The 18,344-nt window shown below is 32.7% G+C and carries 10 protein-coding genes; all 10 read right to left on the reverse strand.

The genetic code is table 11. From position 1 onward, the window contains the following. Positions 1-42: 42 nt before the first annotated feature. The 10 genes from L3049_RS10655 to L3049_RS10700 all read right to left on the reverse strand — a co-directional run bounded on the left by L3049_RS10655 (position 43) and on the right by L3049_RS10700 (position 18,328). Positions 43-705, reverse strand: a complete 663-nt coding sequence (locus L3049_RS10655) for a hypothetical protein (RefSeq protein WP_275109791.1) — start codon at positions 703-705, stop codon at positions 43-45. A gap of 4 nt (positions 706-709) precedes the next feature. Beyond that, positions 710-4,063, reverse strand: a complete 3,354-nt coding sequence (locus L3049_RS10660; RefSeq protein WP_275109792.1) for a C1 family peptidase — start codon at positions 4,061-4,063, stop codon at positions 710-712. A 63-nt stretch (positions 4,064-4,126) separates the two neighbouring features. Further along, entirely contained in the window at positions 4,127-6,919 is a 2,793-nt protein-coding gene (locus tag L3049_RS10665; RefSeq protein WP_275109793.1) for a tubulin-like doman-containing protein, read from the reverse strand. A 7-nt stretch (positions 6,920-6,926) separates the two neighbouring features. Continuing rightward, a complete protein-coding gene (locus L3049_RS10670; protein ID WP_275109794.1) occupies positions 6,927-7,859 on the reverse strand; it encodes a hypothetical protein in 933 nt (310 codons plus the stop codon). Next, positions 7,846-8,844 (reverse strand): vWA domain-containing protein, encoded by a 999-nt coding sequence (locus tag L3049_RS10675; protein WP_275109795.1) that lies wholly within the window; start codon positions 8,842-8,844, stop codon positions 7,846-7,848. The genes L3049_RS10670 and L3049_RS10675 overlap by 14 nt, the downstream gene beginning before the upstream one ends. 663 nt (positions 8,845-9,507) lie before the next feature. Then, entirely contained in the window at positions 9,508-10,161 is a 654-nt protein-coding gene (locus tag L3049_RS10680) for a hypothetical protein (protein ID WP_275109796.1), read from the reverse strand. A 63-nt stretch (positions 10,162-10,224) separates the two neighbouring features. After that, a complete protein-coding gene (locus L3049_RS10685; protein ID WP_275109797.1) occupies positions 10,225-10,881 on the reverse strand; it encodes a M48 family metallopeptidase in 657 nt (218 codons plus the stop codon). Positions 10,882-10,942: 61 nt separating this feature from the next. Further along, entirely contained in the window at positions 10,943-13,975 is a 3,033-nt protein-coding gene (locus tag L3049_RS10690) for a type I restriction endonuclease subunit R (RefSeq protein ID WP_275109798.1), read from the reverse strand. A gap of 2 nt (positions 13,976-13,977) precedes the next feature. Continuing rightward, positions 13,978-16,515: a DUF262 domain-containing protein gene (locus tag L3049_RS10695; RefSeq protein WP_275109799.1), complete on the reverse strand. Its 2,538-nt coding sequence runs from the start codon at positions 16,513-16,515 to the stop codon at positions 13,978-13,980. After that, positions 16,505-18,328, reverse strand: coding sequence for a DUF262 domain-containing protein (locus L3049_RS10700; protein WP_275109800.1), 1,824 nt, complete (start codon positions 18,326-18,328; stop codon positions 16,505-16,507). The genes L3049_RS10695 and L3049_RS10700 overlap by 11 nt, the downstream gene beginning before the upstream one ends. Positions 18,329-18,344 lie beyond the last annotated feature (16 nt).

Here is an 18,344-nt window from a genome sequence, read left to right on the forward strand (position 1 = left end):
AGTCAACCATTCTATTTTTCTTGTTTGATTATAGTTTAAGCATTAAAAGGCCTCCTCCTTAGAACTCGATTGAGTTGTAAAATTCCCATTCCTCTGCAAAATCAACTCATATGTTAGAATCCCATTTTCTATTAACTGTGGTCTATCTTTCCCGAATACTTCATCCGCAATAAAGCCACCTTTTACTATACCATTTGAAGTTCTTTTCATTACTTTGCTTGGGTTCCATCCCTTACCATAATAGAAAAAAGCCTGATAAGTCCCATTTGGAAAATCAAAGGTAAAACTACTATTAGCCTTAATATAGGCATGACGAAAAACCTGCTTATTCTTCTTTATAGTAACTAATACATCTGAACTAGAAGGCGTTTTCACTTTAATCTGTGAACATCCACGTCCACTGCAAGATCCATTGCCACCAAAACAATTAGAGTACGGTGTAGCACCTGTCCAAAGTGTATTATTAATGTATTTGTCGTAAATAGCTTTTTCTTTTCTCTCCTGCTCTACTTTAATGGCTTTTTGTCGTGTAACTTCAGCAAGGCGAATCTCACGATCACGCTTCTCCTTTGCAAGTTTTTGTTCTTTCTCAATTCGAATCTGTTCTTGCTTAGCAATTCTTGTGCGTTTTTCAGATTCGGATTCACATGCACCTAAAAGACCAATCAGCAGAATAGAGCAAATAGCTATATTTTTTATATTCATAATTTTATATTTCACTTACTTTTTTTCCTAAAATAAATTCTAATGTGTCTGTAACTTCAATTCCACTTTCCATTTGTAAAAAAGCCACTTTTTTGTTAGCAAATGTATCGATCATGCTTGGCTTATTAGCAACAAAAGTATTTCCTATTTCAGAATCAAAAGTTTTGCCTAGGGGCACCTGTCTGAGCATACATTTATTAATTGATGGAGCACCTACCTCACCTGGTGCTACCTGTAAGAATGGCTCTGATATAATTTGAAGTTTATTTATATATTTTTCGAAGCTTAAGGGAGCTGGCAAGTAACTATATGTTTTCAGCCCCAATAAATATTGCTGAATATCAAAATCATTATATTCAGTAGTAACATTATTAAGATATTCTCCTAAACACTCTCTTATCTCTCTGTATGCATCTAGTTTTTCTTTACTCTTTTTAAAATCAGGCTCTCCAAAATATTTTTCTTTGAAAAGAGAATACAATGATGGCCATTTGCTGAGATATGTGGTGCAATTATTCTCATAGTGATTTTTTAGAATTTCTCGATTAATCAAGCCAATAATAAATACTGGATTTTCAAAGTCAGAATCATTTATTTGCGAACAATAATGACTATTCCACTTTCCTAGCTCTTTAAGAAAACTTTTAATTTCAATATAATAATTAGTTAAATCTATTTTGTTCTGTAGTATATCTTCAAATATTTGTTTCCCAACTTTTAGTTTAACTAAAAACAATAGTAGCTCTTCTTCAATTTTTGAAATATTAGCATAAAGAGTTTTTGCATACTCATTTTTATTCTCTTTTATCTTTTTCTTCCCAAACATACCCCCTAAACAACCAGATTTATTATCTTCGATACAGGCATTATACGTATTTAAAAACTGTTCTCGTTTAGAGTTAATATCTTCTACAATAGTATTTTTTGAATCTATCCAATATTTTGGAGATTTTAGTTCCTCAATTAATTTGAAATATTGAATTTCAATCGACTTAAACTCTCGTTCTAAACTATAGTGTTCTCGTTTTGCACATTGAAGAGTATATCTGGCAATATTGTGTCTTACTATATTGGATTGTTCAGCAAAAAGTAAACCATCGGTCTGCTTTAAAGGAGTTACATCGTCAACCACTAAATCGACAATACTTTTTACGATAAAGGCATTATGGCAAAACTTTGGATTTGCGATGTAATCATACGGTATATAGCAATATCCTTTATCTCCAAAATTGGCACCCCAAGAGTTACGTACAATAAAATATTTATCTGCATCGCTGTATCCAACAATTGTCATTGCATGATTTCCATGTTCTCCATTATTCCCTTCTGCTATATCGGCAGCTGTAGGGTAAGGAATCATTCCATTACCATGACCTAACATGAATGATCTGTATGTCTTTATTCCCACTATAATTGGGAAACCGTCTGAAAGGGCTGATTTAAATATATCCTCACAAATATTTACAGATTGTGCCTCATGCAATATAAATTGCTTTGCTTCACTATATGCCTCCTCGTTCGGTTTCACATTTACATTATTATCTAAAAATGGCCAGGTTTGTGCTAAACAAGTTCCTTCCTCTTTTAGTTTAATAATCGCATCATAAATACTCGAACCTGAATGAGGATCGTTTTGGTTTCCTTGAGCTGACCTTGCTTGATAGTAAATAAAAAGCTTACTAACCATGGCATTATTAGCATTATTTCGCTTTGCTAAATACTCATAAGTTGCCCCAACAGCAAAAGCGGTGCAGCTAGGTGTATTTTTCTGATCTTCGACCTTTGGAAAATAACTTCGTAAATCAATATATTTTGAAAGTAATACCTCTTCTGATGGAACATAAGCATCTAAATCACTACCGATACTTGGAACATAACCGTTTGCATTAATCGTAACTCCATCATTAGAAAAAATTCCATTATCGAATTTTATTTCTTTTATCCTATCTAATTCATCTAAAGATTCTTCCAGAATATAGAGGTTCTTCTCTAGCTCTTTAAGATATATTGTAGAATTTGCAATCTTACTTTTTAAAATTTGTAATCGTCTTATATCTACCTTTTTATCGGAGGGAATAAACTTTTGTAACTGATCAACTACACCATTTTCAATGTAGTCAATGTTTAATCTTTTACTTGCAAGCGAAACTCCTTTAAGAGCTTCATCATTTTCACCAATTAGATTAGCTATAAATGCTTTATTAAATGCATAATCAGTATTCTTACGATCATCAAAATTGTAAAATTTATTATTTAGAGCTTGTGTTTTATCCTTTGTAACTTTATTTGCACAAGCTAACACTGGAGCAATTGTCTCATCTTCAAACTTTTCAGATAACCGAATAAGACTACTGCGCGAAATATCCTCAGTTTTGTTTTTGCCAATTATTTCCTCAAAACTAGGACCTTTTGAGCTTTTAATTAATTCTAAAACTGTTTCATCGAATATGTCGATATTTTCTTCTAGAAATTTATTGGTTTTTGAAATAAGGTAATCCGTGTCTACTTCTGATTCAGAATTTATATCAATTCCCTCTTTATAATAACCATCAATCATTAATCTATTAATAGTATATTTTCTTACAAGAAGATCGTCGAAGTTAATTATTCCAATACCAAATGCACCAAACTTACTTCCATCATTAATTAGCACATTACCATCATGTAACATGGTAGCAGAAAAAAGTTCGTTTAGCGCTTTAGCAATGTAATTGTAATTAAAGTCAATGTTTAGTGTATTGCGGTTTACATTATCTAAAATGAAAAAATTACTAAACTGATCTTGAACTGCAGACGATTGATTGATCCTTTCTAGAAAAGCATAAGATTGCTTTTGATGCTTCCTTATGATATCAGGGGTATTCTTATCTTCATGATTAAGATATAGTCGGTGTCCAAATGCAATAACTTTTACATCAACACCAGACAAAACACCTGCATCACCTAATTCTTTAATTTGATTTAATATTGCACATAATATTTCATCTGTTCCTTTTTCAAATAATGGAACAAGAATGTGAATTAGGGCATTACCTCCAGTGATCGTAAAAAAATCATTCGTAACTGAATTAGCAAGTTTATTTAGTTCAAAATAGGCTTTTTGTAAGGCAATAGATAAATTATCATTTTGGATAGCATTTAAAGGATCAGTAAAAGAATTAAGTTCCCCAATTTCAGAATCAATTTCATTTGCAATATTCTTGATTACAATTTTACCATCTTCGATTAAAAAAGTTTTATTTAGTGTTAATGTTTTTAGACTTTTATCGTAGACACAAAGGTGCTCTTCGAATGTTTTGATTAAATCTTTCGAAAACTCACCTATACCGATATTTAATGATGGAATTGCTATTGCCATAGTAGTATTTGTAAAAAGGGTACTATCCTATTATAGCACCCTTAATTATTTATTGTAAACACATTAATTACCCAATTTCTTTTTAAGAAAATTAATTTCATCTTTTAACAGATTAGCAATTTCTTTCCATTCTCGAGTTTTTAATTTGTCTTTTTCAATGCCACACTGGCTGGTAGTATCTAGATAAGTAGAACCATCCTTAATGGTATTTATTAACCTATCGTTTTCTTCCGAACCCATAGCCTCAATCTTTTTCTCTATAATTTTTTCCATTTCCTCGTTTAGAGTCTCAGATTGAAACTTTTTAAAAGCATCATCACGATAATTAGAGGATGCTATTTCTAACCAATAGTCATCTAGAGCATCTCCTTTATCAGGGCTATATACGTAATAAGTTCCTTCCTCATTTTTGATAAATCCATATATAAATCCTCCTACCCATGACGCTAGAATATTATTCATATCCTTCTGTTTTGGCTCGATCGAAAATTCTTCTCTCTTCATTCTTGTTAGCCAATTAGAGTCAATATGATGACTGCGGTCACTTTTATCATATTCTTGTTTGTATCCCATAACATCACTCACCGCAAAAATTGGTGCTGCCGCCTCCATTCTATATATTGATATTCGCTGAGGGTCTCTAGTTTGATTAAATGAGATTTTCTCTCCAGCTTGAAGAATATCTGAAAACAATTCTTTCTCTTGTTTCTTAAGCCTAGAATTAGTGCTATCAGGTATTCCCATTACGAAGTCGTAATGACGCTCTTTCTCCATATATCCATGGAAATTCGTAGACCATAATGGAACTGATTTCTGAACTAAGTTTTCGATAGTTTGTTTGACCTTTTCTTCTGGATATCTGTTCAATACTTCATCAATGGTTATATTCCGTAATTCTAAGGCTCCTTTTAATTTTTTAGAAAATTTCCATAGGATCTCATCCATTTCTTCAACTTCATAGTTTCCAAAATCTAATATCTTATTATTTTCTTTTAATGTTTTTATAAAACTATCTGGATTTATATCAAGTTCATTAACTGTTACAGTATTTAGATCAGATTTATGCAACTCAATAATAAATGTCTTGTCCACATCACTTACATCATTCTGAATCGATCTTGATTTAGCCAAAGCATTGTCAGCACAAGTTTGTATTTTTGCTTTTAATCCATCTAATTTTTTTTGTTTTTTATTGGTAGCTTCAGTTAAAGTATTTAAAAACTTAATAGCATATTTGCGCCTAATAGTTTCATGAGTATTCTTTGCTCTGGCCATTACGGATGCCACTAATTCTTCCTCGTGTTCGTCAATTCTTTTTTGTTTACCAACAAGTGCAAATTTGTTAGCAATTTTTTTATACTCATCGCACAATATCTGAATTCTGCCGTCAATGGATGGAGTTTTATTTACTAATTCAGCAAGTTCAGAGTCCATTTCATCTCTAAAAATATCGAGACTTTTCTGGAATATTTTATTAAATTCAATGGCAGTACCAATACCTTTATTTTGATTGATAATATTTACAATCTCTGCTTTATATTTAGCTACTATCCTTTCAACTTTATTGGTATAATTATTTTCAACTTCTTTTTCTGCAAAATTTGAAATATTATTCAAATACGCCTGAATGTCACTCTTGGGATTCTCAATGTCAATACTAGATATAGGCACTTTAGGTGAAGAGTGAAGTAATGAATCAATAATATCATCTACTCCATTATTTTCTCGTATTGACACATCATCTCTATCAATAAACGAATCTACAGTATTTGTTACATCAGAGTCAATCTCTAATATTTTATTACACAGAATATTGGTCGCTTTATTAGCATAGATATTACCTAATTTATTTCCATCGTAATACAACTCACTGACTCCCATACCATGAGCCCAAGACATTTTATTTTCAATATCTAATACTCCACCTGCAGCAGCTGCCAATACGTTATCATAGGAACTATTTACTGAACCAGATAACTCACTCGCCCCTGTATACATTCCCATACCTATTAGTTCCGAAATATCCTTAATATGAGATATTACATTACCTTGGTTATTAATATTATTTACTGTAAATACTATGTCAAAAGGACTATCAACTGTTTCGATTTTTTTACTCCCATAATCGATTGTAATCGGATTAGAGTTATAATTCTGATGCATTAAATAATCTAAATCGACCAAAGCACCGTAACCATTAGGAATAACATTTTGCATTGATGGCCCCGATGCCATAGTTCTAAATACATCGGGTAGAACTGCGAAAGCAATAGTCGTCATAGGACTATTAGGCCCTTTAAATGGCTTAATTGCATCTTGAATAATATAAGCAGTATCAATAAAAGTACCACTTCCTGTTCCTCCACCAATTGAAAATACAAAGTTTATTTCAACCCCTCCTCCATTAGCTTTAAATTTCTTGTCATTTGAATTATTTATATTCATAATCTCAGTCAACCTATTGCCAACTGCTTTATGAATTAGATTATGATTAAAGAATAGAGCAAACCTACCATTTGACCGTATTTGACCAGCACCATGAGTCATTTTTGTCATAGTCCTTAAATTTGTTTCTGGAACCCAATCAAAAAGTGTGTCTTTATGCCTTTTATAAGGAGCTTGAGCATCTACTACTTTTGAGTATACAAATTCGTTTTGTTCGATTCTAATTTCCTCACCTAGATTGCTCTTTACTGATTTGTTTATAACTTCTTCATCAGTATCAATACACAAGAAACCAATCATTGGCGGTATCTCACCAAACGAGTCCATGAATCTTTTTTTTGTATGTAGTACAGCCTCTGCACCAGTTCCACCAAGTCCAATAAATAGACTGCGTTTTAGTTTTGCTACCATCTTTTTATTAATTATTTGTGAATTCTATTTTTATCTTTTCTTCTGTAACAATAGTGTAATTGTTAAACTTTTTCAGAGTACTTAAAAAGTCATTAGAATCATGATCCTGATTAGATATTTCGAACTCCAATGGAAGTTTATATTTTACATCCTTTTTACTACCAGGTAATAAAATAAAATCTTTAGTCCATACGGGATTTTGGTTAAATAATATTCTACCTCTAAATAATTTATCAAATCCCGATTGAGAATACTTATTATTAGTAAAAACTACCTTTCTAACACCTTTGTATTTTATGGATTTAAAATATGGATCGTTGATAGTTATTTTCCCTTTTTTCATTTTTGGATATACTAAGTTTCTTAAAATTAGAAACCAAAGAATAATAAATGATAAAACAACAACTGCAAAAATAAATAGCGATAATGCTAATGGATTGAACACCTCATTATATTCATATTGAACTGCCATTACCCTATTATCTGATCCTAAATCAAAATTCCCAACTCTATCAAGATTATGATTCTTTACAGCCAAATACAAATATTCTTTCTTTTGGGCAGCTCCAGGTAAAATTTTAATAGCCACTTTGACAACATTGCTACTATCTATTTCAGACGCTTGAATAGAAAAACTATTACTCGAACACAATTTATTATTCACTAATAATTGAAAGCAGGCATCATTAATTGTGTTTCCTTCTTTATCCACAACAAACAAAGTGACATAAGCCTGTTGCTCTTTAGCAAAATCATTAAAACCTATACTGAGTTTTTTCTCTATTAATGCCGTATCCTTACGAACACCTAAAAAAGGTTTATAGTACTCCAAACAGCCAAAATTAAGACAATCAAGTTGGGCTTCCCTTTCTGAAATATCTGCACAAGAAGTAAAAAGAGATAATCCAATAAGAATCAATAGAATATTAATTATTTTCATCTTCAATAATTTTGATTGTTAACACTTTTTCTCTCTTATTCTTCAACAAAACATTAATCTGCGACGGAGTTGAAAAGATCCTTGGAAACTTATTGTTATCTATAATTATTTTAAGGGGTATATTGAACTCTAAAGGCATTCTCAAGATTTCGTCATCCAATATCTTAGGATTTAGACTAAAGTTTACAACACCATTATTTATTTTCGAGCAATCGATATCAGTCAAAGAAAAATATGGATTGTCCTCAAGTTGAAGTTTAATCTTAAAACCTGATGGTAGTTTGTCGATATGATTCGACACAAAAGGTAAACTTGCAGAATATTTTTGTTCTCTTACATTAATAGGAATGGAGGTAGAAGATGGACGCAATTCAATGATATCAATATCAGTTCCTTCAACAAATTCAATTCTGTTACAAGAATTAATAATAGCCTTAAGTTTTGGATCATTAGCAGCTTCGGTAAGCATTACATAAAAAGCAAATGCATCTCTTTGCCTGGCTTGACTGCACCAATTTTCAATGTGAGAGTACAAACAATCTTTAGTATTCTTTTTACTATTCTGCTCACCATCAGTCAGTAAGAATATATAATTCCTTCTTTCCGAATTAAGAAGTTCAAGTGCTTTTTCCCAAGCCGCACAAATATTTGTGCGTGTTATATCTAAATTTTTCTTTTTAATACTACGAATCTTATCTATTAGTATTTTTTTCCCTGATGCTGTAGCATCTTGTTTCCAAACATCTAGGACTTCATCTTGAAATGGTAATATGATAATTTCTGTTCTTTCATCATCGATAGTTTGAATTGCTTCAATTAAACCTGCTCTGACCTCTTCAAAAATCTCAGGACAACCTCCAAAACCAAACATTGAAAGCGTACAATCTAAGAGATAAACCCTACGTTCATCTTTAAAATTCTGAGATTTAACCTGTGTAATGTTAATAAAGAACAACAGAATAAAAACAAAATATACTCTTAGCATAATTATTAATTTTTGTTTGATAATTACCTTTATATCTATGATTAGCGATTAAAAGAGAACAATATTTTTATAAAAAAAATTATCTATTTCTATTTAAAAAGCAATTATAATAACAATTAATTTAAACTTTACAAAACACTACAAACGATCACAAAACCTATATAAAATAGAGCTTTTGATAAAATCAAAAACACATAACACATCATCGATATGTATTCTAACATAAATATAACTTGTACAATTTGGAATGATAGAACAATGCAAAAAGGTTAAAAATTACATTGATAGGAAATAGGATCTATATTCGACATAAACTATACGGAAACTTATGCTAATTGTTACAATCGCATGAAAATATGTTAATATTTATAAAAATACTTATTAATTATGATTTTTTTGGGTGTCAAATGTGTCAAGTTTATGGTATTGCCATAATTACCATATTAGCCACTCGTTATGGCAATATCATTGAAACAATTAATTATCATTTTCTAGAACATATCATATACTCAAAAAAAAACCCAACCAACAATAAAGCTGGTTAGGGCATCTCAAGTTCAATGGATTTTCACAAAACTTTAAAAAAATCTTATTTCAATTGTAAGCACTATTTAAACGAATGCCTGCATTTAGCATCAAGACATTGACAATAAGAATAGGATCTTATTTAGTAGTTTCTGAAATCAAGTCAAAAAATAATTTACCTAACTCATTTTGCTTTGGTTTTTCAATAATTTTACCATTAAACGATCCCAGAGCCTTTATATATTTTGTTGAACGTCTCTCAATGGTTATTAAACCCAGGTTTTCCAAAGCAATTTGTGAATATTCAGATATAGGCTCGTCAGTATAAAAAGAAATCAGATTCTGAATATCTCCTTCAAATATTTGATTTAAAATATGAGCAAATCGTTTAAATGTTTCTTTATCTATATTTTCAAGAAGTAAGTGTCGAAATAAACGGGCATATATTGTTGACTTTCTCACATTAGAAAATTGCTCCAACATTACAATCAACTCCTCTCCTAGCGATTGGTTTTCTCCTTCTTTTGAGTCAAGTTTTTTTAAAAGTGTTTCCCTTTTTTGAGGTTTAATATCTTTTAATTCGAACAAAAAAGCATACATCTGTTTTTGGAATAAACTAGCTCTAACCGTTGAAACAACCGAATAAACTTTGTAAATATCACTAAAAACGGGAATCGCTTTAATAATTTCATCACTACATGCGGCATCTAAAACAACTTCAGAATTATCTACAATTAAGCCAGTTAATTCAGATTTCTTTAAGGTTTGAGTAAGAGATTTACTAATTTCCATATTTGAAAATTAAAAGTTTTATAATTGATAAAAAAGAACAATTAATTTAACAGTTTTCACCTTCTAATACCCCCAATCGTTATGCACCACTGGCAAGCTGTTAAGCTCATCGCGATGTAAGCGCCATTTGGGCATAAAGGTGTTCATGTGAACTATGAATTTGTCGGTGTGATTGCGTTCTAAGAGATGGACTAATTCGTGTACTACAATGTACTCCAAACAGACTAATGGTTTCTTTGCTAGCTCTAGGTTGATCCAAATTCTTTTGGCTTCGATATTGCAAGCGCCCCATTTGGTTTTCATTTGCTTAACTCCCCATTCATCAGCTTTTACACCAATAATATCTTCCCATTTTTCGAGAAGTTCTGGTAATTGTTCTTTTAAGCACTTTCGGTACCACTCTTTCATTATTTTAGAGCGTTGATCTCTTGTTGAGCCAGGCCTTATATAAAGATTGATTGTTTTAGTTCCCTTAATTTCAATCTTTGCCTTGCCTAATTGCTCAACAACATTTAGAAGATATCGTCTACCTTGAAAATGATGACTTTCTCCTGAAACGTAATCTCTGGGTGTTTCTCTGGCCTGCTCCTGAAAGTTCTTAACATGCTTTTTTATCCAGCCTAATTTAGATATCGCAAAAAGTCGCATCACTTCACTATCTGTATTTAATGGTGCAGCTAATCTAATCCGTCCATGTGGAGGATAGACAGCAAGATGCATGTTTTTGATCTCCTTGCGGACAATCTCGATTTCTACGTTTGCTATTTTTAGTATATCTGGTTTAGTATTCACTTTGTGCTTTGATTATTTGCATTAACTCACTCGTCTTCTCGTCACTCTTCATCAATCCATTAACTGCAATTCTCAGCTTCTTCTCTTTCAAACCGCCATCACGCCATCCATCCAGCTTATTTGCCTGAATTACATTATCTAATGCAAGGGCTAATATTTCGTTACTCTCCAAATTATCAAACAAAGCTCTTTTGGCTGCAGAATCCAATGAAGTCGGATAATTATTAGAATTGGAAGGATTAGAAACCTTCTCAGCCAAATCTTTCATCTTCTTCAAATACTCCTGATAAGCTATTGTTTCCTCTTTTCGTTGACGAATTAAATCATCTAAAAGAAGTGACATTTTCTCGTAGTATTTTGGATTCGCCTCAGCCTCCTCAATGATCACTTTCCGAACATTATTCTCTATGGTTTCCGCAACAGCCTGTCGAGGAGGTGCATGAACATATTCCACAGATGAATCATCCACATTTACAATTAGATCAACCAAAGATTGGTCCTCAAAATCAGATATTTTTTTACTGCTCTTAGCATCAATATACATATCCATTAGCTGACGCATTCCAGGTTCGAAACGCTTAAAATCCAAAGCATCACCTGATGCTCGTTTTATAGTTTCTCTTAGATCTGTATAATATTGAACTTCCTTCTTTATTTTATCAGCCTCTTCCTCAGTATATCCTGCCTTTAACATTTCGTTAGCAATATTGGAATATGCTCTTATTAATGCAACGGTAGCCTTGTATAAAGCGATTCTCTTTTCCTCCGTATTTTGAAGATCCTCCTTAATTTCAGTATTCCCACAAAAATAAGAAATATAGTTTGGCTCATCTTTCGGATGCACTGGTTCGCATAGTGCTATTATGGCCTCTAAGGCAGTATCCAAGCGATCGCGACTTACTTCATATCGATCACTCAACAATCCCTTCACATCCTCTGCATCGTACTCATCAAACACCTCAGATGTATAATCAGTAATCGATTTTTGAAGACTCTTGAATAAATCTTTATAATCGATAATGTAACCATAATCTTTTCCCTCCTGATCCACTCTATTTACACGGCAAATTGCCTGAAACAAACCATGATCCTGCATGCTTTTATCGATGTACAGATAAGTTGCAGATGGAGCATCAAAACCAGTCAATAATTTATCAACCACAATGAGTAATTTCATTTTGGCTGGCTCTTTAATAAATTGAGTTTTTACGTCCTGCTCAAATACTTCAGCTGACTTACCATTTAGCATTTTGGTATACACCTCGTACTTTAGTAACTTATCGGTTGGAGTAGCCTCTCCTGTCTCCTCTCCCTTAATATCAGCATGATGGGGTTGATAAGATGTAATAATTGCACATTCTTTCAGTCCTGCCGATTGGAACAACTCATAGTATTTACAAGCCTGATAAATACTACCAGAAACCAACATGGCATTTCCTTCATTGGTAGATAGGCGTGGTTTTATCTTAAAGTCTTTGACAATGTCGAATACAATTTTCTCTAAACGAGATTTAGAACCCAGCACTTTTTGCATGGTTCCCCACCTCTTTTTTAATTCTATTTTTGCCGTATCGGTAAGACCTCTGGTTTCAGCTTCGAACCACTCATCAATACTTTGCTTGTCGGTTACGAATTGTTCCACATCACGAGCTTCATACAAAAGATCCAGTACTACACCATCTTCTACCGCTTCATCAAATTTATATGGATTACCAATGTAAGGACCAAATACCTCAATACTTTTCTGCTTGTCCTTTTTTAGTAAAGGTGTTCCTGTGAAACCAATAAACAAAGCATCTGGCAAGATCAATTTCATGGCATCATGAAGTTTTCCTGATTGTGTTCGGTGACACTCATCAACAAAAACAAAGATATCACCTTTGGCCTTAAAATCACCTTCAAGATTCTTCTTCAGATCCTCTATATAAGCATCGTAATCTCCTTCGTCTGATTGGCGACCAAACTTGTGAACCAAACTACAGAGCAACCACTTTTCATTCTTATTTAGCTTGCTGATTAAATCTTTACCAGATGTAGTTCTGTAGATATTTTCTTCAACTCCAATAAATAGTTTTTCAATCTGATCATCTAACTCCTCACGATCGGTAATAATCAGCACTCTGCTGTTGGGAACATTCTCACGAATCCATTTGGTGAGCCATACCATGGTTAAACTTTTACCACTCCCTTGAGTATGCCAAATGATTCCACCCTGACGTGTTCGTACATGTGTTTGAGCTGCCTGAATTCCGAAAAATTGATTAGGACGACAAAGTTTTTTCACTCCTTTGTCGTAAACCATAAAATCATGCACCAATTCTAACAATCGTTCTTTCTGAAATAGTAGAAACAGGTTCTTATCCAAAATATAATCGAACTCCCTACTGCAATCCTCTTTCCATTTTAGATAGTATTTTTCGGGGGTTTGGATGGTTCCATAACGCAAGCCCTGCGTATCGTTTCCGGCCAACACCAACTGCATGCTGGTAAAAAAGTGTGGTATGAACTCATCTTTCTGATTATCCAGATTCTGACGAATACCCCATTCTACACCTTTTCGGCTGTTTTTCAATTCAATTACAGCCAAAGCAATGCCATTCACATATATGACAAGATCGGGACGTTTTTCATGCTTTCCACTTACCGTTACCTCTTCGGCGATTGCAAATTTATTTTTATTGGGCTGCTTCCAATCAATCAACCAAACGGTTTCTTTAGAAGAGCTTATTTCTTCCTTTACATTTACACCATAACGAAGCAGTTTATAAACCTCTTTATTGGCTTCGTAAAGACCACCCGACAAGTTAGTGGCTGCCTTTATAATTTTATCAATGGCTTTCTTAGCCATATCTTCAGAATAAGCTTGTTCCTCTGTAAGGAAGTTGAAAAGCAGTTCCTCTTCAACAGGTTGGTTTCGTTGCTCTTTTTCCCAGTCACCTAAATAAGTATATTTTAATTCATCTTGAAAAAGCTGAATAATTCGGTTTTGGGTTTCACGTTCAGGTTTACCGATATTTTTCATTTCTAAAGGTTATTAAGTCGGCTACATAAGCTTTTGATAAGAGTAATCGTTTCTTCTTCTGTTTTTGATCTAGTAGTGTATCCAAAAGTAGTTTCTTCATCATCCCATTCAAAACCAGTCGATCTCACTATTGATTCTAATTCAGAAGGATATTCAGTCTTAAATAAATTCCCTTTCACCTTATAGAAACGAGTTAAAAACTCCTTATTTTCAGCATCATAATAAACATCCATAGCAAAGTGTTTTCTTTGATATGTCCAATCTTCCAGAACAACACAAGAAAGCTCATCTCCACTTTTCACTTCATAATACCAACACTCTTTGAATGGTTTCAAGATTTCCTTACCAAAGAAATTTTGCATAAAGATATTGTAGGAATACATTTCTACATGACGATGATTCTGTTGAGATTGCTTATAAAGTTTAATATCTGATGCCGATTCAAAGCGAATAAAGCCTTGCTCACAATAACGAATCAATTCTGGGTTTTTCACAAAGTATCCTCTCCATCCACCTAGAGGATTATTGCAAATTACAGATAATGTACCGTCAAAATCTCTTTCATTAAATGTAGGATCATCAAATACCTCTTTTACTAAATCACGTTTATACTTCCAATGGTTAGCCTCTTCCTGTTTTGTTCCAGATGGCGAAAGTCTCAATAGTCTTTTCCAGCTATAATCTCTGACATTTCTACTTGAAGTAAGTAGGTTACGTCTCCAAGCAGACGCCAGTATTAAGTAATCACCTTTAGTAAGCACTGCACGTTCCCAAACAAAATCCTTATTCAAACTAGTACCAATGGCGTTAAAAACAACATCTGCTTTGTTGCTGTAATTTCTGAATTTAGCAATAAAGCTATTATCTTCTTCAACACTCCAATTGCAATGCGCATGCTCTTCATAATAAGCCAAAACTCCGGAAAATTCTAATAAGAAAGCAATTTGACCTTTCAAATAGGAATGTTGCTCAATAGATTCTACTACATTCTTCCAATCTTCTGATTTTGTAATCAGATGAGCTTTTATTCTTTCTTCTTGAGTTTGTCTGCCTAAGAAAAATTCAGCTTTATTATTGGGCACTTTTAAATACTCCAAAATATCGTTGCTGTGGTCAAGTAGACTCTCGATGGCTTTTGTCGCTCTAGCAACTTCATCTGCACCATCAATTACTGTATTTTCAGTAAGATTGTGGATTACTCTCATCCATTGCTCAATTCCATCTCTATTATTCTTATTATGTATCAAGAATTTAAGATAAGCATGGAATTGCACTCTTTGGGGTAAGGTCAATTCCAGTTTTAACACCTTTTGAAAAACTTCTTGCTCGTCAAAATAGAATTTATCATTTATATAAGAATGAATATTACTATTCCCATTAGATAAAGCGTCTAATGAATCAATTAAATATGTTATCGCATTCTTAGTTAATACTCCAAGCTTTTCGTAGATATGATAAGTTAAGTTGTCTGTATAATTCTTTCTTTTTCTTGCTGCATACGTACCGATCAAGAACTCTAGATCCTGATCTTTCTCTTTTTTACTAACTGTAGCATATTCATTAGCAACAATAACACGTATTAGATTCATTAATTCATCATCATACGAATTATCATTCCCATTTGAATTTCTATAATTCCACAATAAATTAGCCCAAGAAGTGTCTATTTTATGAGAAAAATATTCCTGAGTACTTACACTCTTATCTTCGTCGCCAAACACGATTGATCGACCAGCCGACTCACTGTAAAACATTTCGCTAATATGCTGTTCGAATTTTGCTTTAAAATTTTCAAATGTCGTTAATGGCTTACCTCTAGCATTCATTTTAATATACAGGTCATCAGTAAGTTTAAACTCTTTAAGATTTAAGAATAAAAAGGTGATGATAGGGTTCTCCGTATCGATTAGACGATCAAAAAATTCAGGATTATTTTGAAATTTCACATGAATATCATCAAGCATTGTAAGCATTGACTGAATGGTAGGATCATTTTCCCAAGAAAGATAATACCAACCACAATCTTGTATTGTTTTTGATAAGCTTGGTTTGTTATCCACTTGAGAGATTAATAGTTCATCCATATCAATCTCGTTGGACATTAATTCATCGCAAAATTCTCTTGAACTAGTTCGTGTTTCATAGGTAAAGTTTGATCTATAAATTTCTTTACCTTCATGATTCTTCTTACTTGCAAGAGAATCTCTAAACAACTGTAAATTATCTGAAATGTTAGCTAAATACCAATGAAGCAAAAACAGAGTTGTAAGGCGCTGTTGCCCATCTAAAGGAATGAATCGAGTATCACCATTTTCGATAAGACTTCCATATACAAAGTCTAAATCTCTATTGGGTTTATTCTCCTCCAAATAACTATGTAATGCGTCTAGGAATCTTTCTCGTACTTCCGAGGAAGAATTACGTCCTTGTGCATAATCTCGCTGAATAATTGGTATTTCAATTTTATATTCCTTCTCAACGAATAATTTAAAAAAGCTAAGGCGTTCGCCTGAATTTATTAGGTTGTTATTATCGCTCATTTTTCTCAGTCTGAAGTGGTAAGTAATCTTTAAGGGTTCGTTTGATAGTTTCCAGATAGTCATTCGCATCGTTTTTACTCCAATGCATAACATTACCCAATTTTTTGGTGTATGATTTTAAGAAGACATTCTTTGTTGCTATTGGCACAAAAACACCGTTCATATCATTTTCCAAAATAGTCTTTCTTTTGATTGGAAACATCGCATTTTTGTAACTGCGATTTGTTGCTGAATCCAGAAGTGCCAAATTTGAAATACTATCAATATTTTCAGGTGCTTCTGCTTCGTTAAAATGCTTTATCAAGCTATTATACAATTGCGTAAACTGAGATTCATCCATACTCTCAGAATCTAACAAAGATGCAAGATCCTTAGAGAAGAATTTTTCAACTTCATCTAGTTTTGATATTGCTTTTTCCTGTAATTCTTTTTCAGTAAAACCATTGCCATTAAGAATGGCATCTGAATATCCCCTCTCTCCAGTGAAATATTCTAAAATGTCGATCGCCCAATCTTTTCTAGCACTTCCAACAATTTGCTTGTCGGTTTGCGAACGAACATGTTCAATGTCCCAATCTTCTTCTTTATATCGGAAAAATGGAAATCGAGCATCAGTTTTTTCTGAAGAAAGAATAGTTTGAATATTAAACAGTAAGAGTACCTTCTTTACTCTTTTATCTTTATATCCTAATTCTTCAATTTGGCAACTTACCTCTCCTTTGATTTTATCTTTTAGATAAGCCTTAAAAGATAATTTTGTTCTATTACTCGACTCTAGCTTTAATTTATTAATATCGTATCCGCAATCGATAAGAAATCCAACTAAATGATAAAGCTCCTTATCGTTATACCATTCTTCAAAACTTAGAAAATACTTCTTAATTTTTGACCACAAAGTATCAATATCAGCTAGAGCATCTTTATCTTTCTTACTGATTATAAAATCTTTATTGAACTCATAAAAAGTAAAATACCTTTCATTATCCTTGGTCTTATTTTTCATCAAATCGAAAATGTATTCAATTCGATTATCGTATTTCAATGGATTATCCGGATTATAGATAAAATACCAAAAAGCATCATTCTGAAGCACCTTCTCAATTGCATCCCATTCTGTAGCTATTTGCAATTGCTTGAGACTCGCCTTATCTTCTTGAAAATTTCCATTTTGAAGAAATAATGCTTTTACTAATTCCGCATTTGTTAATGGTATCTTACCAATATTTAAACGGGTAAAAATATCGATGGCAAACTTATTAGATACATTCTCTTCACTTACATCGTACCAAATAACCTTAACATTCTTTCCTGATTCATCGTCATTTAATAAGGTATTAAGAAAATTGATTTTTGTATTTCCATCCTTGCCATCGAACCACTTAGCTACTGTTTCATAAGCATTGCAAATGTGAAAGTAATCAATATTGTCTTCGCTTCGGGTTAAGTCGATATTTTTAAGAAAGAGCTCGCTGTCTGATCTTGTTTCATAACGAATACTAAAATTTCCTTTCCCAAGAAATTCAAGTCCTCCTTTGAGATACTCAAGTATGATATAAATTGTAGTTAGTCTTTGCTGTCCATCCAACACTTCCCATTCATTATCCATTTTTGATACAACTACCGGCTGCAAGCAGTAGAAAGCGTCCTTTGTTTCTGTTTCGCTATTTAGCCTGAAACTCCAAATGTCATCTAATAAATTTTTCACCTGCCTCTCTTTCCAACGATAACCTCGCTGGTATGATGGAATAAAAAACTTCTCATCCAGAAGTTTTGTAATCGGTTTCAAAATTAAATTAGAATCCATTTCGCTCATAATTATTTCGTTTTAT

The organism is Labilibaculum sp. DW002, from assembly GCF_029029525.1.
Taxonomy (GTDB): domain Bacteria; phylum Bacteroidota; class Bacteroidia; order Bacteroidales; family Marinifilaceae; genus Paralabilibaculum; species Paralabilibaculum antarcticum.

What these genes read in the sequence shown, in the direction of transcription:
- L3049_RS10665 (WP_275109793.1), bottom strand. Translation starts at nt 6,919, where the DNA reads ATGGTAGCAAAACTAAAACGCAGTCTATTTATTGGACTTGGTGGAACT.
- L3049_RS10690 (WP_275109798.1), bottom strand. Translation starts at nt 13,975, where the DNA reads ATGAAAAATATCGGTAAACCTGAACGTGAAACCCAAAACCGAATTATT.
- L3049_RS10680 (WP_275109796.1), bottom strand. Translation starts at nt 10,161, where the DNA reads ATGGAAATTAGTAAATCTCTTACTCAAACCTTAAAGAAATCTGAATTA.
- L3049_RS10655 (WP_275109791.1), bottom strand. Translation starts at nt 705, where the DNA reads ATGAATATAAAAAATATAGCTATTTGCTCTATTCTGCTGATTGGTCTT.
- L3049_RS10670 (WP_275109794.1), bottom strand. Translation starts at nt 7,859, where the DNA reads ATGAAAATAATTAATATTCTATTGATTCTTATTGGATTATCTCTTTTT.
- L3049_RS10685 (WP_275109797.1), bottom strand. Translation starts at nt 10,881, where the DNA reads ATGCATCTTGCTGTCTATCCTCCACATGGACGGATTAGATTAGCTGCA.
- L3049_RS10695 (WP_275109799.1), bottom strand. Translation starts at nt 16,515, where the DNA reads ATGAGCGATAATAACAACCTAATAAATTCAGGCGAACGCCTTAGCTTT.
- L3049_RS10675 (WP_275109795.1), bottom strand. Translation starts at nt 8,844, where the DNA reads ATGCTAAGAGTATATTTTGTTTTTATTCTGTTGTTCTTTATTAACATT.
- L3049_RS10660 (WP_275109792.1), bottom strand. Translation starts at nt 4,063, where the DNA reads ATGGCAATAGCAATTCCATCATTAAATATCGGTATAGGTGAGTTTTCG.
- L3049_RS10700 (WP_275109800.1), bottom strand. Translation starts at nt 18,328, where the DNA reads ATGAGCGAAATGGATTCTAATTTAATTTTGAAACCGATTACAAAACTT.